This is a genomic window from Chitinophaga fulva (genome assembly GCF_012927205.1).
GTDB lineage: Bacteria > Bacteroidota > Bacteroidia > Chitinophagales > Chitinophagaceae > Chitinophaga > Chitinophaga fulva.
This window is the reverse complement of record NZ_JABBGC010000001.1, coordinates 45144-67859: the sequence shown is the minus strand read 5'-3', so window position 1 is coordinate 67859 and position 22716 is coordinate 45144. Positions and strand designations below refer to the sequence as shown.

19 protein-coding genes and 1 tRNA gene are annotated in these 22716 nt (G+C 47.9%); 9 read left to right on the top strand and 11 right to left on the bottom strand.

Features of this window, described 5'->3' with window-relative positions:
- Window positions 1-60 precede the first annotated feature (60 nt).
- Genes HHL17_RS00305 through HHL17_RS00280 form a run of 6 tightly spaced genes read left to right on the top strand, consistent with a single transcriptional unit; the run spans window position 61 to window position 8701 of the window.
- Window positions 61-4089 (top strand): response regulator, encoded by a 4029-nt coding sequence (locus HHL17_RS00305; protein ID WP_169222835.1) that lies wholly within the window; start codon window positions 61-63, stop codon window positions 4087-4089.
- A 1-nt stretch (window position 4090) separates the two neighbouring features.
- Entirely contained in the window at window positions 4091-4465 is a 375-nt protein-coding gene (locus HHL17_RS00300; protein ID WP_169222834.1) for a response regulator, read from the top strand.
- Between the two features lie 3 nt (window positions 4466-4468).
- Window positions 4469-5296 carry a CheR family methyltransferase gene (locus HHL17_RS00295; RefSeq protein ID WP_317166496.1) on the top strand — a complete coding sequence of 276 codons (828 nt, stop codon included), beginning with the start codon at window positions 4469-4471 and terminating at the stop codon, window positions 5294-5296.
- Between the two features lie 19 nt (window positions 5297-5315).
- Complete coding sequence (locus HHL17_RS00290) at window positions 5316-5897, top strand: chemotaxis protein CheB (RefSeq protein ID WP_169222833.1); 582 nt, start codon at window positions 5316-5318, stop codon at window positions 5895-5897.
- Window positions 5898-5940: 43 nt separating this feature from the next.
- Complete coding sequence (locus HHL17_RS00285) at window positions 5941-7527, top strand: hybrid sensor histidine kinase/response regulator (protein ID WP_169222832.1); 1587 nt, start codon at window positions 5941-5943, stop codon at window positions 7525-7527.
- Window positions 7528-7564: 37 nt separating this feature from the next.
- Window positions 7565-8701, top strand: a complete 1137-nt coding sequence (locus HHL17_RS00280) for a hypothetical protein (protein ID WP_169222831.1) — start codon at window positions 7565-7567, stop codon at window positions 8699-8701.
- A gap of 525 nt (window positions 8702-9226) precedes the next feature.
- Here the strand turns inward: HHL17_RS00280 and HHL17_RS00275 are convergent.
- The 7 genes from HHL17_RS00275 to HHL17_RS00245 form a co-directional block, all read right to left on the bottom strand.
- Window positions 9227-9299 (bottom strand) — tRNA-Ala (locus HHL17_RS00275).
- A gap of 56 nt (window positions 9300-9355) precedes the next feature.
- A complete protein-coding gene (locus tag HHL17_RS00270; protein WP_078670208.1) occupies window positions 9356-9775 on the bottom strand; it encodes a response regulator in 420 nt (139 codons plus the stop codon).
- Window positions 9759-10856 carry a sensor histidine kinase gene (locus HHL17_RS00265; protein ID WP_169222830.1) on the bottom strand — a complete coding sequence of 366 codons (1098 nt, stop codon included), beginning with the start codon at window positions 10854-10856 and terminating at the stop codon, window positions 9759-9761. The genes HHL17_RS00270 and HHL17_RS00265 overlap by 17 nt, the downstream gene beginning before the upstream one ends.
- Window positions 10857-10871: 15 nt before the next feature.
- On the bottom strand, window positions 10872-13043 hold the full coding sequence (locus HHL17_RS33685) for a sensor histidine kinase (protein ID WP_169222829.1): 2172 nt from the start codon (window positions 13041-13043) through the stop codon (window positions 10872-10874).
- A 17-nt stretch (window positions 13044-13060) separates the two neighbouring features.
- Complete coding sequence (locus tag HHL17_RS00255) at window positions 13061-14176, bottom strand: ThiF family adenylyltransferase (RefSeq protein WP_169222828.1); 1116 nt, start codon at window positions 14174-14176, stop codon at window positions 13061-13063.
- A gap of 17 nt (window positions 14177-14193) precedes the next feature.
- Complete coding sequence (locus tag HHL17_RS00250) at window positions 14194-14916, bottom strand: hypothetical protein (RefSeq protein WP_169222827.1); 723 nt, start codon at window positions 14914-14916, stop codon at window positions 14194-14196.
- Window positions 14917-15031: 115 nt separating this feature from the next.
- A complete protein-coding gene (locus HHL17_RS00245) occupies window positions 15032-15328 on the bottom strand; it encodes a hypothetical protein (RefSeq protein WP_169222826.1) in 297 nt (98 codons plus the stop codon).
- An 87-nt stretch (window positions 15329-15415) separates the two neighbouring features.
- Between HHL17_RS00245 and HHL17_RS00240 the strand changes: the two genes are divergently transcribed.
- Complete coding sequence (locus tag HHL17_RS00240; protein WP_169222825.1) at window positions 15416-16147, top strand: superoxide dismutase; 732 nt, start codon at window positions 15416-15418, stop codon at window positions 16145-16147.
- Window positions 16148-16220: 73 nt separating this feature from the next.
- On the opposite strand, the gene HHL17_RS00235 is transcribed toward HHL17_RS00240, so the two are convergent.
- The 3 genes from HHL17_RS00235 to HHL17_RS00225 all read right to left on the bottom strand — a co-directional run bounded on the left by HHL17_RS00235 (window position 16221) and on the right by HHL17_RS00225 (window position 20103).
- Complete coding sequence (locus HHL17_RS00235) at window positions 16221-17846, bottom strand: ArnT family glycosyltransferase (RefSeq protein ID WP_169222824.1); 1626 nt, start codon at window positions 17844-17846, stop codon at window positions 16221-16223.
- Window positions 17847-17962: 116 nt separating this feature from the next.
- The gene (locus HHL17_RS00230; RefSeq protein ID WP_169222823.1) at window positions 17963-18634 is read right to left on the bottom strand and encodes a phosphatase PAP2 family protein; all 672 of its coding nucleotides are present in this window, start codon (window positions 18632-18634) and stop codon (window positions 17963-17965) included.
- A gap of 11 nt (window positions 18635-18645) precedes the next feature.
- Window positions 18646-20103, bottom strand: coding sequence for an LptF/LptG family permease (locus HHL17_RS00225; RefSeq protein WP_169222822.1), 1458 nt, complete (start codon window positions 20101-20103; stop codon window positions 18646-18648).
- Window positions 20104-20257: 154 nt separating this feature from the next.
- Here HHL17_RS00225 and HHL17_RS00220 point away from each other — a divergent pair, with 154 nt between their 5' ends.
- Window positions 20258-20872 carry a hypothetical protein gene (locus HHL17_RS00220; protein ID WP_169222821.1) on the top strand — a complete coding sequence of 205 codons (615 nt, stop codon included), beginning with the start codon at window positions 20258-20260 and terminating at the stop codon, window positions 20870-20872.
- On the opposite strand, the gene HHL17_RS00215 is transcribed toward HHL17_RS00220, so the two are convergent.
- Window positions 20873-21253: an START-like domain-containing protein gene (locus HHL17_RS00215; RefSeq protein WP_169222820.1), complete on the bottom strand. Its 381-nt coding sequence runs from the start codon at window positions 21251-21253 to the stop codon at window positions 20873-20875.
- A gap of 363 nt (window positions 21254-21616) precedes the next feature.
- Between HHL17_RS00215 and HHL17_RS00210 the strand changes: the two genes are divergently transcribed.
- Window positions 21617-22483 carry a sigma-70 family RNA polymerase sigma factor gene (locus HHL17_RS00210; protein ID WP_078670220.1) on the top strand — a complete coding sequence of 289 codons (867 nt, stop codon included), beginning with the start codon at window positions 21617-21619 and terminating at the stop codon, window positions 22481-22483.
- Window positions 22484-22716: the final 233 nt, after the last annotated feature.

The window sequence follows — 22716 nt, the reverse complement described above, 5'->3', positions numbered from 1 at the left end:
TGCGATGCCATTTACCCGGTATTTATATTTTCCTGATAAAAATTAAACGAGCTCAGGCGGATGAAGAAGTTTTTTATGCAGCTGCCACTGCCCAGGAAGTTATTCCTGATTGCTATTGTTCCCTTGATATGCCTTATTTATCTGGGTATCCAGGTATTCAACAAACAGAGTGAGGATATCCGCAGTATCGAAAACCTGCTACAGGACGTGAGTACAGCCGCCACCGTGATGAAAGTGGCCGATGAAATACATATGGAACGCCGTTCCAGCGTGAATTACGTACTGGGCAACTATGCCATGAACGACCTGCTGATGCAACGTGCCAAAACAGATCTGGCCATCGATGCCGTGAAATCCAGGCTGCTGGCGGCAGATAGCCACTTTTTTACTTATTCGCTGCTCAATACGCTCCCGAAAAAAAGAAAAGAGATCGACAATAAGAACATGCCACAGCGGGAGGTGCTGGATTATTATTCCAATCTGATATTCCGGCTCAATAACCTCGCGCACGCCAGTACACCCGATGTCGGTGTGCTGAAACCCCTGCAACAGGACCTCAATTCCCAGTACCTGCTGGCACAAATGGCTGCCTATCAGGGCCTCATACGGATGGATATTTATTACTTCATCCTGAAAAAGGAAGTATGGCCGGATGATTTCTCCCGTATCGAAAACAATACCGATATGTATGCTTCGCTGCGGGCCGAATTCCTCGACAAGTCATCTCCCGCCAATGCTGCCGCATTGCTGAAAGTGGAGAAAAGCAACGAATTCATCATCACCTCCGATTTCATCGGCAATACCGTCAAAAACAGGAAAATAGATACCCTCTTTAATGCCGACTCGTGGTGGGACAATTCCAGTGCTGCGGTGGACCAGCTCAAGCAGCTGCAACGTAGCATTGTAGACAAGGTGAGCAAAGAAGCCCGTACCATCGCACAAAAAGAAAATGATCTCAAAACACGGTATTTCATTTTCCTCGTGCTGATTGTGGTGATAGTGATCGCATTCGTGACCTACACCATCAAAACGATTACGGAGAGCCTGAATATACTGCGTACTGCCGCCGACAAAATAGCCCAGGGCATGAGCGGGGAAGCGCCCGATATACACTCAAAAGATGCTATCGGCAGCCTGTCCAAATCACTGGGCGCTATTGACCAGGCAGGCCAGGAACTGGCTTCTGCGGCTGATAGTATCGGGAAAGGAGATTTTAATATCACGGTGAAGCCCCGCAGTAGTGAAGATACACTGGGCAACGCCGTTGTGCAAATGGCGGCAGACCTGAAACTTTTCCGCGAAGAAAATGAACAGGAGATATGGGTGCAGGCAGGACTCAATAAAATCAATGAAACACTGCTCACAGAAAGGGACATGCAGTCCCTCACCAAAGACGCCCTGTCAGACCTGGTACAATATACCGGTGCACAAACAGGCGTGCTGTATATCCGCCAGAATGGTGACCTGCATTTCTCCGCCGGGCACGCGCTTTCTGAACAATACCCGGCACCTCCCGTAGTGGCAGCCGGTAAAACCCTGATGGGACAGGCATTGCAGCAGCGGAAACTAATACACCTCCGTGAAGCGCCTGATAATTTTCTGCATATCGCTGGCGGCGCTGCCTCCGCACAACCCGGACATGTGCTCATTATGCCACTGATACATGCCGGCATAGCAGAAGGCGTAGTGGAAATCGGGTCGCTGTTCCCCTTCAGCGAAAGCGCCATGCAATACATAACACAGGCATCGAACAGCATCGCGGTGGCGATACAAAGTACCCGCAACCGGATACGCCTGCAGGAACTGCTGGAGGAAACACAGGCCCAGGCAGAAGAACTACAGGTACAGCATAGTGAACTGGAAAGCCTCAACGCGGAACTGGAAGCACAAACCCAAAAGCTGCAAGTGTCTGAAGAAGAGCTGAAAGTGCAACAGGAAGAACTGATGCAGTCCAATGCTGAACTGGAAGAGAGAAGCCGCATGCTGGAAGAGAAAAACCAGATCATCGTGGAACGTAATCTGGATATCCACAAAAAAGCAGAAGAGCTGGCACTCAGTACCAAATATAAATCGGAATTCCTCGCTAATATGTCGCATGAGCTGCGTACGCCGCTCAACTCCATCTTGCTGCTGTCCAGGTTATTATCTGAAAACCACGACCATAATCTGAATGCCGATCAGGTGGAATACGCACAGGTCATCAATTCCTCAGGCAAAGGCCTGCTGACGCTGATCGATGAAATACTGGACCTGTCCAAGATAGAATCCGGTAAGATGGAGCTGGAATATGGCCAGGTGTACATCGAAAATATTTTCTCCAATATGCAGGCGCTGTTTGAACCGATTGCGCGCGACAAAGGACTGACGTTGCAATTGGCTGCTATGCCCGGTGCACCGGCGTCTATGGAGACTGATCAGATCAGGTTGGAACAGATACTGAAAAACTTCCTCTCCAACGCGCTGAAATTTACTGCCAAAGGTTCCGTTACGCTATCGGTGCAAAATGGCGAAATACCCGGTATCATTCGCTTTACAGTGAAAGACACCGGCATCGGTATTCCGGCAGAAAAACAACAGGTGATCTTCGAGGCGTTCCAGCAGGCGGATGGCTCTACCCGCCGCAAATACGGAGGCACCGGCCTGGGGCTGTCCATCAGCCGAGAGCTGGCCAAGCTGCTGGGTGGGCACATCTCCCTCGAAAGTAACGGCGAAGATGGCAGTGAGTTCTCAGTAACGGTACCGGCAGCACGAAAAAAAGAAAAAGCAGCTTTCGCTCCGGTGTCTTCTCCGATAGCGGTGAAAGAGCCCACAGTAGTCGATGAAGGATTGGCCGCCAAAGATGGTATATCTTACCTCGCACCGCTTATTCCTGCTGATATTCCCGATGATCGTGATCATATCAGGCCGGGAGATTCCACCGTGCTGATTGTGGAAGATGACACCTACTTCGCAAAAGCGTTGCTTGAATTTACCCGCCAGCGGGGATATAAAGGGGTGGTTACCGTCAGAGGTGACATGGCGGGTGAACTGGCCCGTAAATATAGGCCCATCGGCATCCTGCTCGATATTCAGTTGCCCGTAAAAGATGGCTGGCAGGTAATGGAAGAATTGAAAAATGATCCGGCCACCCGTCCGATACCGGTGCATATCATCTCTTCGCTGGAAGCAAAAAAGGAAAGCCTCATGAAAGGCGCGGTGGACTTTGTGAGCAAGCCGGTCACCATGGAAAGCATGCAACATATTTTTGAGAAACTGGAATTTGTGTTGCAGCGGTCCACTAAAAAGGTGCTGATACTCGAGGAGAATGCCAAACACGCAAAAGCGCTGGCTTACTTCCTCGGCAACTACCAGGTGAATTCAGAAATCAGCAGCACCGTTACTGACGGCGTACAACTGCTGCAACAAAAGGATGTGGACTGTGTGATACTGGACATGGGCATTCCCGACCAACAGGCATATGAGACACTGGAGACTGTCAAGGAAATCAAAGGGCTGGAAAATCTTCCCATCATCATATTCACCGGCAAGAGCCTTTCCCGCGCAGAAGAACAACGGATACGGCAGTACGCAGATTCTATTGTTGTGAAAACAGCGCATTCCTACCAGCGAATGCTGGACGAAGTGTCGTTGTTCCTGCACCTGGTGTCAGAAAATAATACGGCCGCACAGACCGGCAACGGCAAGATGTCATTGCTCAACGAAGTGCTGAAAGGCAAGACCGTACTTATCGCTGATGATGATGTACGGAATATTTTCTCGCTCACGAAGGCGCTGGAGATGCACCAGATGAAGGTGCTCTCCGCTGTGGATGGAAAAGAGGCGTTGCAGCAACTGAGCGAACATACCGTGGATATTGTGTTGATGGATATGATGATGCCGGAAATGGATGGTTATGATGCCATTGCCGCTATCCGGAAACAACCGTCCACCGCTCATCTGCCGGTAATTGCCGTTACGGCTAAAGCCATGATGGGAGATAGAGAAAAATGCCTGAAGGCCGGTGCTTCGGATTATATCTCCAAACCAGTGGATGTTGATCAATTGATTTCGTTATTACGTGTATGGCTATACGATAAAGGAATGAAATAATATGGAGCAGAAAAAAGTACTGATCATAGACGATGATGCCCGCAATATTTTTGCGCTGAAAGCGGTGCTGCGCTCCCGTGGAATACCCTGTATTGCTGCCTCTACCGGAGCTGAAGGACTGGCACTGCTGGAAGGCGAGCATCAGGTAGGCGTGGTATTGATGGACATCATGATGCCTGATATGGACGGCTACGAAACCATTGCGGCACTGCGGGCTAAAGAGAGAGAGGAACATCTGCCGATTATTGCTGTTACAGCCAAGGCTATGGTGGGTGACCGGGAGAAATGCCTCGAAGCCGGGGCTGATAACTATATTTCAAAACCAGTTGATGTAGATGTGTTGCTGTCGCAGCTACAACAATACTTATCTGTATAACCTGTGAACAGGAATCATATTAGTGAACAGGAAGTGAGCATGTTACTCAACGATGTGCTGGAGCGATATGGGTATGACTTTACCGAGTATGCCCATGCCTCCATTAACAGGCGGGTAAATCATCTTTTTCAGCTGGACCGCTTCCCGAGCTTTGCCGAATTCCGCTATCGTATTATTTCCGATGCAGATTATGCCTTACGTTTTGTGGAGGAGATCACGGTGAATGTAACGGAGATGTTCCGTGATCCGCAGTTTTATTACGTGCTTCGTCAACAGGTGTTGCCCGTGCTGGCCACTTATCCGCTTATCCGTATATGGCACGCCGGCTGTTCTACCGGGGAGGAAGTGTATTCTTTTGCTATTTTGCTGAAAGAAGCTAACCTGTTGCACAAATCGGTGATTTATGCAACAGACATTAATACCAGTGTGTTGGAAAAGGGGAGGACCGGTATTTTTCCGCTTTCACAAATGCAGCAATATTCGCGCAACTATATGGAGGCGGGAGGCGTACATGATTTCTCCTCCTACTATACGGCCAACTATGAGTACGCCAAATTCAGGCAGGACCTTGGAGAGAAAATCATTTTTTCTCCCCATAACCTGGTCACGGATGGCTCGTTTAATGAATTCCAGTTGATCATCTGCCGGAACGTGTTGATCTATTTTAATAAAACGCTGCAGGATAAGGTGCTGCGGCTGTTTTGTGACAGCATGGAGCCCTTGGGCTTCCTGGCGCTGGGGAGCAAGGAATCGCTTAACTTTACCAGTGTGTCGGGACAGTTCAGGCAGTTAGACGGTAAAGAGAAAATCTGGCGGAAACATCATCTGTAATCAACAAAATATTGCCCCTATGGCTACAGCTTCCCGTGTGGTGCTGATCGGCGGTTCTGCCGGTGGTTTACAGGCTATCCTGACGTTGTTGCCCGGACTGTCGGTACGGTTGGATGCGGCCGTGATCATCGTCCTGCACAGGCAAAATAGTACCGATTCCGTACTGGCAGAACTGTTGGCCGTCAAAACCTCGTTGCCTGTCCGTGAGGCGGAAGAGAAAGAGGTGCTCTTGCCGGGCACCATTTATATAGCGCCAGGTGATTATCATCTGTTGGTAGAAACAGATCATACCCTGAGCCTGGACTATTCCGAGAAGGTGAATTTCAGCCGGCCCAGTATAGACGTTACGTTTACCTCTGCTGCAGGTGTGTTTGGTCCGAAGACAATGGCAGTGCTGCTGTCCGGTGCTAACGGCGACGGCGTGGAGGGCCTGGCAGACGTACATGAAGCAGGCGGTATCACTATCGTACAGGACCCGGACACGGCCATCGTGGATTTTATGCCGCGGCATGCCATACAGGCGGTGCCGGTAGATCATGTGCTGGCAGCGGCTGATATGGCGCCTTTTATTAATGATTTTGCCGGCCTGGTGGTCGGTTGAGGTATGGTTATTGGAAAAAAATCCCAGCCTAATATATTCGTGTATGATTTTGATTGTTGATGATAAGCCAGAGAATATTTTATCCATCCGGAAAACGCTCGAATTGTACCAGTTCGATGTGGATACGGCATTGTCCGGTGAAGAGGCGTTGAAGAAAATACTTAAACACAGTTATACCCTGATCATTCTGGATGTGCAGATGCCCAGTATGGACGGCTTTGAAGTGGCGGAAGCTATTTCCGGCTATAGCAAAGCAAAGGATATCCCCATCATATTCCTGTCTGCTGTCAACAAAGAAAAACGCTTTATTGTAAAAGGCTACGACTCCGGTGGTATTGATTATCTCACTAAGCCGGTAGATCCGGACGTATTGCTGATGAAAGTGAAAACTTTCTCCCGGCTTTACCAGCAGTCACAGGAGCTGAAGCAGATACACCAATCGCTTCAGGAGGAAGTGGAAGTCCGCAAGCTGGCCCAGGCGGCGCTCAGTGAGAAAGTGAATGAGCTGCATACAATGCTGGAAGTATTACCACAGATAGCCTTCACCGTTACCCCTGACGGGCAGATAGAATATGCTAACCGCAATTGGTTTAAATATGCGGACAGCTTGCAACAGCTGCCGGAAACCCAACCGATGGACAAAAGCCTGCAGCAATGCCTCGTCGATACACTGCGTGCCGGGTTGCCGCTGGAAAAGGAAGTTTATCTGAAAGACAGGGCAGATGATAGTTTCCGCTGCCATCTGCTACGTATTATTCCCGTTAGGGAAAGCACCGGTATCAGCAAATGGATCGGTACATTCACAGATATTGCCCATCAGAAACAGGCCAATGAAATACTGGAGCGAAAAGTAAAGGAAAGGACAGAGGAACTGGTGGAGATTAACAAATCACTCGAAGCCAGTAACCACGACCTGCAGCAGTTTGCCTCCGTGGCTTCTCATGATCTCAAGGAACCGTTACGTAAAATACAGCTGTTTGGGGCCATTGTGCGCGACCGTTTCCTGAAAACAGACCCTGGCGCCATGTCCTATATGGAAAGGATTGTAGGGTCTTCAGAAAGGATGGCCCGGCTGATCAACGATCTGTTGAACTACTCCCGCCTGTCGGCGGCAAGCATATACGAAGTGACCGACCTGAATGTGGTCGTGCAGGAAATTATCAGTGACCTCGAACTGACCATTACGGAGAAACATGCTGTGGTGCGTGTGGAAAATTTGCCCCATATTGAAGCTGTTCCTGGGCAGATCCGCCAGGTCTTCCAGAACATAATCAGTAATGCCCTCAAATTTTCCAGGAAAGATCTGGCCCCGGAAATTCATATCTCCGCCGAAGCGATAGCCGGCAGTACGGTCGACAGCCAGCCGCAGGCAGATGGCGACTTTTGCCGTATAACCATCCGCGATAATGGTATTGGTTTCAATGAAAAGTACCTGTCTAAAATATTCACTATCTTTCAGCGCCTGCACAATGCAGATCACTACGAAGGCACCGGTATCGGGCTGGCCATCGCCAAAAAAGTGATCGACAAACATCAGGGGGCTATTACTGCCACCAGTGTGGAGGGAGAAGGAACAGCCTTTATTATTGTGTTACCCGTACAACAAATGAAAATGCCCAACAGAACCTGATAACCCTTTTTTATTCTTTGTTTCAAACCTATACTTCATGAAAACAATTGCATGCATGCTGCTGCTGCTGGCAGCTTTTTCGGTTCGTGCTAACGCACAGACACGACCAACTTCCCCCACCAGAGCCTATTGGACCAACATTGACATTCCAGGCATTACGGATGATGCTCAGGGATTTGCTTACGTCCTATTGCATAAATCTTACGACAATGCCCTCATGGACGGCCATTTTGTGATGGGTAAAATCACTGGGATACGCGGCCATATGGGGGCATGGAACCGGAAATGGACGGTGGAGGTGAATACAGCATCGGCTTATAATTCCGACAGGGGAAGCCTTATCAGTTACAACGAGCCAGCTTCTTTGGTAACACTCCGTTATAATGGCGTAAAGTACCTGGCCGTAACCATCGACAACAACTCTACACTGACCGAATTTTCCTTTACCGGGTATGTTCAGGACCCTGCGTTGCAGTTAGTGAAAGCAGCTGAGGTAACAGAAGTACAGTCGTTTAAACAATATGACCCTGTTTCTGCACCTGGTGGTATCGTAGTAGGAGATGCGGACCTGCAACCCTCCTCGTACCAATCGACCATGGATGCGGTAATTGTTAATACGGCCAAGACCGGGGGCTTTACCATTCATGTCCCTACTAGTCAGCAGAATCTCTTTTCTGGTGGGCATCATATCACTTGTGTCTCTCCTCGTTTTCAGGGAGGGCTGGGCATTTCTGTAGGCCAGGATAACAGCGGCTTTATCCAGGCTTATTCACCCACTGCTGAAGATGGTACCCTATACCTGAATCCTAATGGTGGCAATGTAGGGGTAGGCGTACACGATACCAAAGGGTACCGGTTGGCGGTAGCCGGTAATATGATCGCGGAAAGGATCGTTGTAAAGAACCAACAGCGCTGGCCCGACTATGTGTTCGCCAAAGATTACAGCTTACCGTCCCTGCAGGAACTGGAAGCATATATCAGCCGGTATCAGCATCTGCCTGATATGCCATCGGCAGCAACGGTGAAAGAAAAGGGCGTTGATCTGGAGGAAATGAACAGCAAGCTCCTTCGAAAAGTGGAGGAATTGACACTGTACCTTATTCAGCTTGACAAAGAAAATAAGGAGCTGAAAGCTGAAGTGAGTGCGATCAAGGCCAACATGAAGAAATCATAGCGTTATAGAAATCCGGTCAATGACCGGATTTTTTTTATCTATGCAGCAGCGAATTAATGTAGGAATCCTATCTGTCGGAAAACCTCGTAATGATCTGTTACGTAAGTATTTTATTTGCTATCAGGTGAAAATGGATCAAGTCGAAAAGTTGGGGGATGGAGTAAAAACACATTGCCTGGCGACAGAAATGAGAAAGGAGTGTTTCCCTGGATATATCGCTATGGTACATACAGTAGCCCTATAGTAACCCCGGGGTAAAGGTGGACTTGATGCGGGAGTGTTCTTTGGATGTATTCCAATAGTAGGGTCTGGCTGCACGGAAAATATTCAGGTGGCGTGCATCAGGCATTAGATATCCGTTAAAGCCGGGTGAGCCAGGGTTAGAAAATTTTGAAAATACACAACAAGAAAACAGATACACCGTTTTTCGGTCCCCAACCTTTCAAATTGATCCTTGTAATACAGAAAATTACGATGGTAGTATAAACAGAAAACCCGCGCTGTGCGCGGGTCTTGAAAGATCGGTGGAGGATAGCGGGCTCGAACCGCTCACCTCAAACATGCCATGCTTGCGCTCTACCAGATGAGCTAATCCCCCATTATTTTCCCTTTCGGGAATGCAAAAATAGATAATTTTCCGAATCCGCCAACTTTTTACACAAAATCTTTGAAAATTCCTTCTACGGTTTCCTTTAGTTCCTTTAGGAGCAAGGGTTTGCGGAGTAATTTGATGACCAAAGGATTGGCATTGGTACGGGTGATATCGCCATAATCAAGGGAGGACGATACCATCACAATATGACACTGCGATTTGATTTTCTGAGGATAGGTATCAAAAGCCTGCAGGAACTCAAAGCCGTCCATTTCAGGCATCTGGATATCTAACAGAATGATGGTAGGAGGTATTTTCGGCAGGGCGATATTGGACGATAAAAACTCCAGTGCTTTGTTAGCATTGGCGAATGAAATCACCGTTCTGCTGATTTGTTGAAACGTAATCAACTTCTCATGCAGCAATAAATCAATCTCATTGTCATCAATCAATATGACGCGCAGGTCAGGTATCGAATTCATTTCTGTTCGGGATGGTAATTTCAAATTGAGTGCCTTCGCCGTATTTGGACTCTACATTAATTGTACCGCCAATTTTGCTGAGGGCTTCTTTTACGATGTATAAGCCTATGCCACTTCCTGGTTTGTTGTTGTTCTTGGAGCGGAAGAACATTTTAAAGATGTTGTTCAGATGCTCGCTCAGGATGCCGATACCATTGTCCCGGATGCAGATGGTGGCCTTATGCGGTTCCACTTTTACCGACAGGTTGACCATCGGTTCAGGTTCTTCCGGTTTTTGGTACTTAACAGCGTTGGAAATAAGATTGTTTAAAATAACGCTGATCCGGAAAGTATCTCCCCGGAATTCGGCTACCTGGTCTACCTGGGTGTTGAACCGGATGGCGGTGTTCTGTGGCCGGAAAGCTGTGATACAGTCATTCAACAGGTTATTGAAGTCAATCTTCTCATATTCTACTTCCAGCCGGGAATTACGGTAATATTCGATGATTTTCTGGATAAATCCGTCGAGCTTCAGTACGCAGGATTCTACCATGTTCATATAGCCGTTGGGGTCTACCACCGAATTGTCGAGCCGCGACAGGTTGATAATGCCCAGTACAGACATCAGCGGGGAACGAAGGTCGTGGGAGGTGGAGTAGATGAACCGGTTCAGCTCATCATTGGTTTTTTCCAGCTCTACGATCTTTTCCTTGAGCTGTTTGCGGGTATGATAGATCTCATACGCGTTGTTGATCGTTTTATGCAGCTCATTTTCGTCCCAGGGTTTTTTAATATAGGAAAAGATATGACCCTTGTTAATGGCATCAATGATATCTTCCACATCGGTATAACCGGTCAGCAAAATGCGCATCGGGTCCGGAAGGGTGTCTTTGATTTCATTAAAAAACTCCACCCCGGTAGAAACAGGCATTTTCTGGTCCGCTATGATGATATGGACCATAATCTCCTTCAGTAATTGTTTGCCTTCCTGCGCTGAGTTTGCGGTATAAATCTCGTAACTTCTGCGAAAGCTGGCCTTGAAGGCGTTCAGATTATGGATTTCATCATCGATATATAATATTCTAATGCGGTTTTCTTTCATTAAAGGGTGTTATGGTTAGGATTGATGAATCGTGACGTTGAGAGGTAAATATATAATAAATTCCGCTCCTTCCCCCGGAGTGGAGTTTACGATGATCTTACCCTTGTGTTTCTCTATGATGCTGAATACGATAGATAGCCCCAGACCAGTTCCTTCCCCTACGTCCTTGGTGGTAAAGAAGGGGTCGAATATCTTCTGTTGCACTTCTTCCGTCATCCCGATACCGGTGTCTTTGATCCGGATGGTGATAAACTGGTCCTCCTGACTGGTGGTAATGGTGATGGATTCGTTGTGGTGCTCTTTTTTGCTTTTGATCGCATTCAGGGAATTGGAGAAGATATTCATGAACACCTGGTTGATCTTACCGGCGTAACATTCAATTTTAGGCAGTTCCGAGTAATGTTTAATGATGTTCACATTGGGCGGAATACCGTTGCGCAGCAATACCAGCGTGGAGTCCAGGCCTTCATGGATATCGATGGACTTCACGTCGCTTTCATCAAGGCGGCTGAAGGTACGCAGCCCCTTCACAATTTCTGCGGTACGGGCGGCGCCGTCTTCGATACCTTTGATCAGGGAAGAGATTTCTTCATGGATATACTCGATATCGATTTCCCGTTTGAATTGCTCAATGGACTTCAATTCACTCTGTATGTCGGTTTTGCCGGCCAGCCCGTCGTAGCGGCTGAGCAGGTCCTGCAGGTCGGCAATATCCAGCTTCAATGGCTTGATGTTGGATGTGACAAAGTTGATCGGATTATTGATTTCATGGGCAATGCCGGCGGTCAGCTGACCAAGGGACGCCATCTTTTCTTTTTCCACCAGCCGTGTCTGGGTATCTTTCAGGTTGGTAAGGGCAACATTGAGGTCGCGGTTACTGTTTTGCAGTTCCTCCGTGCGTTCCTGCACTTTGGCTTCCAGGATGATATTTTGTTCTCTTACCAGCTGTTCGTTTTCTTTGGATATCTCCAGGGCGATGGCTTGTGAAGCTTCTTTTTCGGCTTTAAAAGTGTTGATCTTATCTGCCAGGGCAAAGGACAGGAGGATGACTTCTATCGCGGAGCCTATTACGATAATGTGGCTGGTAAAAATATTATAGGGGATGATGCCCACATCTTTCAACACAAAACAGATAATGGCGAGAATGAACACCGTCCACGCCAGTACGAATATTTTAGCCGTACGGGAGTGTTTTACGGCTTGCATGATGGCAAACAGCAGGATGAAGCTGACACCGGTAATGGCGAGGAAATCGATCAGGGCATAGGCGATGGAGAAGTACCCGAGCAACGACAGTACGATGGTGCTGGAGTAAACGATCACAAACAAGGTCATGATCCGGTAAGCCCAGGGCGCTTTTTCCCGCACGTGAAGGAAGCTCTGTACAAACACCAGTACCGAAATGCCCGACAGGGCGCCGGCCCAGAGTACACTCTGCTCGGTAACGTAAAGGTTCTCGTGCCAGAAGAAACGGTACCCGAAGCCGTGCAGGCAGATTTGCGCCAATCCCACACAGGCGATGTAGATGATATAGTAAAAATAACTCCAGTCTTTTACGGAAAAGAAAATGAAGGTATTGTAGAATATCATAACGAGGATGATACCGATGTAGATAGAGAGAAGCAGGTCGTCGTTATATAGTTTGCTGTAGATCTCCCTGGTTGTGCCAATGTACACCGGTACCAGGATGGCCTCCCGGCTTTGTATACGCAGGTAGAACGTACTGGAGGTGCCGGTGGGAATACTGATGTTATACACGAAATTCTGGTGTACGACCGGCCTTTTTTTGAAAGGCCGCAGTTCCCCTCCCGGAATCACCTCATAGCCGTCGGGGCCAGGGTAGTAGAGGTCTATCAGGTCCAGGATCGGATAGGTGATGTTGAACATCAGTTCCGGCAGCTGGGTGTTGTTCTTGATGGTAAAGCGAAGCCAGATGGCATCTTTGGTAAGCCCGAAATTAGGAATCTGTTTCTGCAGCTTCTGAAACGCGGGGGAGTGTTCCACGTCTTTAAACGTGAGGCTGCCAGCCGGGTCCAGCAGGTATTCCAGCTGGCCGTATTCAGCCAGTTGGATAGGGTAGTTGCGTGAGATGCAAATGGTATCTGCCCAAACGGGCACCCAGCGGACCGTTACTAACAGTAACAGGCATACGAACTTATAAAATGCCGGTCTGATCAGAAGTCGCATAGCTTATTTCGGATCATTTATTCGTGATTAAAAATCTGTTCAAAGTCTACGTAATAACGGCCGGAGGCGATCTCTCTGTTCAGCCCCATTTCCCGGCACACATGGGCGATGGCGGCGCCTCCCAGCATCACGGCCGAAGCCAGCTGCGGCCAGGTAGTAATGGTTTTGCCTATCTCAGCGAGAGAGGCCTGCATTTTGGTTGACATGGCGTTGAAATTAACAATACGGTCTACCAGCTCCATCCTTTCCGGTCCCTGCATGTTTCTGATCTGGGTGGCGGTGATATTTTCCGGTATCCGTCCATGCAATATAGGTAAATCAGGCTGTAGATCAAACCGCTCTATATCCACCATGCCCCGGTCACTGGTATCCATCACTACCGGGATATGCAGGGATTTGGCGCGCTGGCGCGCCAGGACCTTGATATCCAGCCCGTCGCATTCTTCTACAAGAATGTCGAGTGGACCACCTGCCGTCAGAAAAGTGTCTATGTTGTCATCTGAAATACCATTATCATAACAATGGACCTGCAAAAAAGGATCAATTTCCGCGATTTCCCGGGCTACTAATACTGTTTTGAGGATGCCCACATTATGGACGCCTGTCCGGATGCGGTTCATATTGCTGAGGTCCAGCCGGTCGAAGTCGGCTATACGAAGTTCGCCACAGAGTCTTTCGATGGCCAGTGCCAGTGCAACGGACTGCCCTACGGAAAGGCCGATGATACCTATTTTTTTTGTTTGCAGGGTTTTTCTCTCTGCTTCGGTGATTTTATGCTGATTGCGGCTGGTGCGCAGGTGTATAAATTCAGCTTCGTCGAGGATATGTACCACGTAGGCAGACCAGGGATAGTATACCCATACACCATAAGCGGCCGGTGGTGTGTTGCCCAGGTGGGCGGCCACCTTTTCGGCAACGGCGGTATCGGACAATCTTTCTGTTGGATGTTGAAGACGGATAAGTTCTGCCAGCTGGGACTGTATTTCGTCGAAGACCCGGATACCGGGTTGTTGGGCGAGCAACTGGGTAAGGGCGTCCAGCTGTGCGGGGTCCTGTAACCTGAAAAACCTTACTTCCCTTTCTAATGATCTCTGTTGGCTCGTTGCTATGGCATCTACTAGTACGTTGTTCATCGTTAAGTTATTTATTGCTACCGGGATAGCGGCAGGTCACTCGTTGCCGCCGACATGATCCTCAGGTCGTAGTCAACCTGCATCTCTCCCTTGGGCCCTTTTTCTACAATCGTTTGCACCGGATTGTTGCGTAAACTCATCATTCTTTCCCGGTCTTCGGGGTGAGCGCTCTTCAGTTCCAGGGGGTCGTTCAGTACGAGTGCAGTGGCGATCAGGTCTTCCTTGGGGTAATAAAAAGTACCCTGGTTACCGATATTGGTCATAATCTGATACCCGGTACGGATACTGTTACGGAAAGTAGTCTGCGCACAGAAGCCTAAAAACGTGGTTACAGGCAACTGGTTCAGTACGGCATTCACCACCCTGAAAAGGACAATACTGCCAATACCCCAGCCGGCAACCTCCCGTGAATTCCATAATCCGCAGAATTCACCGGTGCCGCCGCCAGTGGCTAAGTCCTTCACGATATCGTATATCCTGGAGTCCATATTGTTGATGGCGCTCTCAATGGGAAGCGGAACACTTCCTCCCGCCAGCTGTATCCGGCAGCCTCCATATGTTTTAGTATAGTCGTCATTGCTCACGGTAATAATGTAGGTATAAGGCTCGTACATCCAGTCGACGTTTGCGGAGGTCACCTTCGTCACACCATAGGCTTCCAGCACTTTCCGATGTCCTGCAATATATTGCAAACATTCTTCGGGATATTCGATTGCCTTGAATACTCTTACCTTGAGCATGTATGGGAATGCTTTAGATTTTTTTTAGTTTAGTCTGCCAGGGTCGGGTGGCTTTAAATAATATACGCAGTTTTTTATTATAAGCATTGTCAGCAAAAAAGCTACCGCTTTCCCACTACGCTGTAACAATGGCGGGTGTACACAGCATAGTATCGTTGGCCTTTATAGCAGGGATTGCATCTCTATCTCCGCAGTTAGCATCTCCCGGGATAAATAGTTCCATTTGTTGAAAAAGATTAAAAAGCTCTACATCTTCACATGAAGGTAATGGTAAAATAGTATTATTTCCAGAATAATCCATAAAGAATGTCCCGTTTTTTGAATAAATACTAAATGCTTGGGATGTGGTACACTGGTATTCAATAGTATAAGTATCTGTAAATATTTTACTGGTGAAAATAGCTGCTGTCATTGGTGTAAATTTTGCTGCGAAGAATTCCCTTTACAATTAGATTTGTATCTCTCTTATTTTCTATAAACAAATTTCAATTCTTCTAATATGAACAAAAGAGAATTCATAAAGCTGACCAGCCTGGCTGGCGTAGCTGCACTCAGCGGCCCACTCAGCAGTCTGGCCGTGCCCGTTACTTCTGCGAAAACCAGCTCCGACGACCCGAAGGCCCCATTTGTGGTACCACCACTGCCTTATGCTTATGACGCCCTGGAACCTTACATCGACAAAATGACGATGGAACTGCATCATGACAAACACCATGGCGCCTATGTAAAAAATCTTAATGAGGCCATTAAAGGCACGCCCTTCGCTACCCTGTCGCTGGAGGAAATATTGCATAAGGTAACCACGGCCGATAAAGACAAAGGCATCCGCAACAACGGCGGCGGACATTACAACCACTCCCTGTTCTGGACCCTGCTTTCTCCTAAGAAAACGACTCCTTCCGATAAACTGAAAGCAGCCATCACTAAAGATTTCGGCTCCTTTGAGAAATTCCAGGAGAAATTTAATGACGCAGGTAAAACACAGTTTGGCTCCGGTTGGGCATGGCTGATCGTTGGCCCCGGCAAAAAACTGTCGGTGATCAACACCCCTAATCAGGACAACCCGCTCATGCATAATATCGTGAAGGAAAAGGGTACGCCCATCCTCGCACTCGATGTGTGGGAACACGCCTACTACCTGAAGTACCAAAACAAACGTCCGGATTATATCAACGCTTTCTGGAACGTGGTGAACTGGGACGAGGTGGAAAAGCGCTACAACAACGCGTAAGCGCATCTATCCATAAAAGAAAAAGAGCGAAGATCAGATCGGTCTTCGCTCTTTTTCTTTTATGGAAGGGTGACTATTTGCGTTTCATGAAAACAAATCCATTCTTCTCTCCAATCACTTCCAGATTTGGATGATGAATGAACTCCTCGCTATCGGTGATTCGGCAGATGAAATAAGCAGGCTTGTCAATAGCGCCGTTCAGCAGCCAGTCAGTGTTAGGATAGTTTTTATTATGATGGGGCTGTTCCCGGGTGTAGTAGTGCTGGGCGTAACTGTGATAGCCAAGTGCTTTTACATACACGTCCTTGCCTTGGAGCGAAATAAAAAAGTCGATAGCAGCACCTTGAGAATAACGTTCCAATTTAGGCACAAAGTGGAGTACCGTCACCGGTATGAACACCATCGTGCTTACAAAGAGGCATATCAGTCCGTTGGTGATTTTCCGTTGGTACAGTAGCACGGTGCTGAGGGTTACCAGTACAATATAGGCGATACCGTAGCCGGTTTCTGCAACAGACCAGGGCACCTGGGCCTGCAGATTTGCAGCGGCAAACTTATCGCCTATATAGGGTATGATTATGTCCTTGTATACGCCCACCAGCGGCAGCAGGGCAATCGCTATGCCCAGCAGGATACCGGTCACACACAGCAGGGCAATATTCCAGCCACGCAGGCGCAGTTTGCCGGAAGACAATTTATATACCTGGTAAGCTGCCAGGTAGGACAGTGGAAAATAACACAGGGAAGAATAGTGCACGATCTTGGTTTTCACAATGGAAAACAGTATCAATACCACCCAGAATAATATCCACATCCACACTTTAAAGTCCTTTTGTTCGGCAGCTGCGGGTTGTCCGTAGATCGTCTTTTTTCTGCCACGGATATACGAAAACAGGAAGATGCTCGCAGGAAAACAACCAATCAGGAGTACTACCCAATGGTAGAGGAACGGGCCGCCATGGCCGGCATCTTCGGTGGTCAGCAGCCGGATCTGGTAGGTCACGAATTCGTTGACAAACCACCAGCCGTGGGCGAGGATCTCATAGCCAAACCAAAGCAGGGTGGTGATAGACGCAAAAAGGGCGATAAGGCCAAGATGCGCCAGTTTGATACCAATGCGGAATTTGTTCCAGAGCCAATATACTACCAGGGCAAGCATAGACACCAGGATGGCCACCGGCCCTTTGGTAAGCACTGCCAGGCCGAGGAAAAAGCCGCTCAGCATGGCCATGCGGTATGACCGGTTACTATAGGCTATCCTATACGCGAAATAGATGGCGAGGAAAATAAAATAGTTGAAAGTGGGGTCTATAATACCCGATTTGAAATAAAAGTGAGGAAGCCATGAGCCTGCATATACCAGGGCCCACCACATGCCCAGTTTCTCATCTGCCAGTTTTTTACCGATAGCGAAAAGCGTCAGCAGGGTAGCTATACCGATGATTGCATTGGGAAGACGGGCGGCGAAGTCATTCACGCCAAAGAGCAGCATGCTGCCAGCCTGCATCCAGATGAACAGGGGCGGTTTTTCCCAGAAGGGCCGGAAATCGATCTGAACCTGACTGTAGTTATGGCTAACGATCATCTCCCGGGCTGCTTCGGCAAAGTTTATCTCGTCCCAATCAAAAAGGTGTACAGCCCCCAGAAAAGGTATAAATAGCAGGGCTGCCACAAGAGCAATCAACAGGTATTTCATCATCACAGTTTATAAAAAAATGAGCATCACGGCTCTCTAAAAATGCAAAAAAGAAAAGGAGCAAAGTCCGCAAAGGTGCTGATCTTTGCGAACTTTGCTCCTTTGAAAAACTTAGGGATTTACGCCGCGTTGGCGTTCATCACAGCTTCCGGACACACTTCCGGAGAAGTGGCGGAGTCCCGGAACCTGAAGAACCCACATACCACAATGGTGCTCAGGGTCCCTACGATGCTGCCTACATATACGTCCGCAAAAAAGTGTTGTGCCAGGTAAATGCGGGAATAACCTGCTGTCAGTGCTAATACAATAAACAGTAATCCCAGCTTTTTATTGCGCAGCCATACGGACAGGAAACTGAACATGGCAAACGCCACGGCTGAGTGTCCGGAAGGGAAACTGCAGCTGCTATGTACGGTTACCCATTTTACCGTATGTACCAGTGAAGCGGCTTCATCACCAAAATAGCTGATAGGCCTCGGCGCATTAAAATAATGTTTAGCCACCTGTACTACCATGGCTGCCAGCAGAAATACTGCCAGACCGATGAAAAACACCCTGAACTTTTGCATGAGCAGCATCAGCAACAGGATAAAGCCAAACATAATACCATCTCCGAGATAAGTGATCCCGGTAACTAACACATCTCCAAACGCTGAGTGTTCTCCGTTGATGCCAAGAAATAACTCACGTTGACTGTAGGTTGCCAGCATTACTCCCCCTACTATGAGCCACAGTAGGAAGGGCAGAAAAAAATATGCATTCTTTCTGAACAGTGTTAACAGTGTTTTCAATTCTGTAGGTTTTAAATTGTAGGTTGCGTTTTAAACTTGTTCCGTTTAAACTTTTGTAAGAACTTCTTTACTTTTTGATAAATGCGAAAATAAAATTCTTTATTGAATAAGTTGGAATCGTTCATGGCTTTATAAATTAAAAAGCCGGCGATGGGCAACAGCACAATGTTTGACAACCACATGCCCGACCAGGTGAACATCACCCCGCTACGGGCCATCTTCTCGCCGATCATGAAAAATATATTAAAGATCACAAAGAAGATCACGGCAAATACCAGTGGCGTGCCCAGGCCCCCCTTGCGGATGATGGAACCCAGCGGCGCGCCGATCAGGAACATCACCACACAGGCTGCTGCCAGGGTGAATTTGCGTTGCCATTCCACTTTATGCATCAATATAACGCTGTGCTTGTCAGAATATTCTCTGGTAGGGGCATCGAGGGAGCTTAAGGTTTCGCGTACGCTTTGTTCTGCTCTCTCCAATACACTGTGCCGGCTCTTTTCCGGAACAACATCTTCAAAATCCTTCACTTTCAGCGGCGGTGCGGTAGCTGCCCAGGCGGAGTCCTTCCAGCGGAAGAAAGGAAAACGTACGGTCACATAAGCATTGACGGTTTTACTGAAAACCACCTGCGATTTCTGCAGGGAATCTATCGCGAAATCCAGCTGTTTGATGTTGAGCATTTGCTGGTTGGAGGCGAACAGATCGGTATTCAGGCGGTTGAACGCAAACGAGCTCAGGTCAAACGCTTTGCTGTATTTTTTAAAGCTGAAACGGATCATGTCGCCCGGAACGGAATAGCCGCGATTGCCTTTTTCCTCGTATCTCCAGCCATTTTCGAGGATGAAGTAAAGGAAACGTTTGTTGGCGGTGAGTACCATCTGGCCTTTTTCGGCGAGGATAATTTTATCGCCGCTGCCGCCACCGGTAGAATGATCGAAGATCATTACCTGGTGGATGGTCTGGTTGTCTTTATCTTTCTGGGCCACCTTGATGGTATATCCCGGGATGTCGCGGTAAAATACACCTGCCTTGATATTGAAGGCCGGTTTGGAGTAGGTGATGTCGTAGAGCAGGGATTTCGCCTGCAGGTTGGCCACAGGGATAACATAGTTGGCAAACAGGAAGGCCAGGACCCCGATGATGCTGCACACCACCATGAGGGGACGGATAAAACGCAGCAGGGATATACCGGCCGATTTCAGGGCTACCAGCTCAAAGCTCTCTCCGAGGTTACCGAAGGTCATGATAGACGACAGTAGTACGGCCAGGGGGAGGGCCAGGGTAACCAGTGTGGCGCTGGTGTAGGCGATCAGTTGCACGATCACCATGGTGTCCAGTCCTTTTCCTACCAGGTCGTCTACATATTTCCAGAGGAACTGCATTACCAGTACGAAAAGCGTCACAAAGAAGGTCGCCACGAAGGGGCCCAGAAATGTTCTAATAATTAATTTATCGAGTTTCTTCACTGATAATGCCTGATTTTTTTGCCAGCAAAGGGAAAAGGTTCGCCGGGAACGTTCATCTTTGTGTTCCAGCCAACCTTATACGTTTTGCGAACGTAAAGGTAGCACGATTTCACAAAGGAGTGTTAAAGCATCCCTGAAAATACCGTTAAATTATATGGAAAATTTTTATCTCACCGCAGAAGAGGCAGCGATTGTATTTACCCCCCGGGTGATGGAGTTGAAAAACAAGGCGATAGAAAAGGTCATGCTGCTGATGGGAAAGCTGCAGGAAGCGCTGGCAGCCTGGGATGCGGCGTCGGGTTTCCCTTTTGAGCAGGAATGGCTGCAGCAGGGTCCCAAGATCTCAAAAGGGGAGCAATACAAATCACTGCCATGGGTAATCCTGGATTATCCACGGTATTTCAGTAAAACGGACGTATTTGCCTTCCGCAGTATGTTCTGGTGGGGGCATTACTTTAGCTGCACCCTGCACCTGGCGGGAGCGGTCAAAAAGCGGTTTGAGGCATCGCTGCTGGCGGCGTATGAGCCACTGGCGGTGGCCGGTTTTCAGGTGTATCTGCCGGAAGATCCCTGGGAGCATGATTTCGAAAACGGAAATTACCGGTCCATAGGTGATATGGGTTTAGAAGACTGGAAAAGGCTGGTTGGCCGGAAAAATTTCATTAAACTGGCGAAACCGTTTGCATTGGAACGCTGGGGAGAAATAATTACTGATATAGTGGAGGCGTATGCGACCCTACTCAATGAATTGACGGTGAAAAGGCCGTGATTAGTTTCCGATTCTATGGAACAGATCTTTTACCTGGGATTCCCAAAGCTGGCTCTGGTCTTTAATCTCTCTCTTTTCAGCGAAGTCTTTAACAACCAAAATGGTCATGTTGGTGACTTCAGAAATTTGTATTCGGAATTCAAAGTATTCTTCCCTCGGGGCATGGAGCCAATGGAACTTGATGAATTCATCTTCTTCCTGTTCCAGTATTTCCGCTTCTTCAGCACTGCCATTCCAGGAAAAGGAAAAAACATTGTCCCTGAAGTCGACCCTGTCTGCGAACCATTCCTGCAAGCCTGCTGGGGTTGACAGGAATTCGTATAGGATACCGGGGGAGCACCTAACCGGGAATTCCAACTCGTAAAGCACTTTCTTAGACATCTCTCAAATAATTAGTAAATCAATATCATCTGGTTGCAATTATAGAAAATATTTTATTCTGTCAAAATAATTTACGGTTTTTTTTTAATTAATCCGAAGAATGTATGAACATCTTATAGAATTTACAAATATTATAATATTTCACTATTTGTAAGTGCGCGCTGACGGTCGATTTCAGCCGACCCCGTATCGGGGGCGGGTTAGCACGAAAATAATAAGCTCTTAAAGATCAATCGATTTTATTTGGAAATGATTTAAAAACGACAGATTTTTTTTGGTCGGCTTCTAAAAAAAGTTATTTTTGTCAGGCATTCATCAAATCTTAACTTTTTCTTAACCTGTAACTGTTCCGACTCTATGTCAATGCGCCAACTTAAAATCACTAAATCCATTACCAACAGGGAATCTCAGTCCCTGGAGAAGTACTTGCAGGAGATTGGGAAGGTGGATTTAATTACGCCGGAAGAAGAGGTAAATCTCGCTATCCGCATCAAGCAGGGCGATCAGAGAGCATTGGAAAAGCTGACGAAAGCTAACCTCCGCTTTGTGGTATCCGTTGCCAAACAGTATCAGAACCAGGGTCTGTCGCTCAGCGATCTGATCAACGAGGGCAATCTGGGGTTAATTAAAGCTGCTCAACGTTTTGATGAAACGCGCGGTTTTAAATTCATTTCCTACGCCGTATGGTGGATCCGTCAATCCATCCTGCAGGCACTGGCTGAACAGTCCAGGATCGTAAGGCTGCCACTGAACAAAGTAGGCCTCAGCAATAAGATCAGCAAGGCTTATTCCCAGCTGGAACAGGAATTTGAAAGGGAGCCGTCACCCGATGAACTGGCCACTATCCTCGAAATCAATACTGATGAAGTGGAAGCCACTCTCGGCGTAGCTGCCCGCCACGTGTCCATGGACGCACCGTTCATTGACGGGGAAGACAACTCCCTGCTGGACGTGCTCGAAAATCCAAACGCCGTTAGCGCTGACGAGGAACTGGACCATCATGATTCCCTTCGCCGGGAAATCGAAAGGTCACTGTCTACCCTCACAGACCGCCAGAAAGATGTGATCATGCTGTACTTCGGCATCGCCGTGGAACATCCGATGTCCCTCGAAGATATCGGGGAAAAATTCGGCCTCACCCGCGAAAGGGTACGCCAGATTAAAGACAAGGCCATTACCAAACTCAGGACCACCTCCAGAAGCAAACTGCTCCGGAACTACCTGGGATAGTCAGTTCGAATGACGAATTGATGGTTCATATGAAGGCAGGAACTGCCTTCCAGATGCTAGATTAGATTAGAATTGTTGGAAATAAACGCTTTGGCGGAGACAGGAGCTGAAACAGCTCCCTGTCTCCGCTATTTTTTTACTCCGGTCTCCGGCGCAACGGGCCTCCACTGCGGGAACAGTTCCAAGATTCTTGGGAATACCAATATTCTTGACATATTCTCACCCGAAAACAA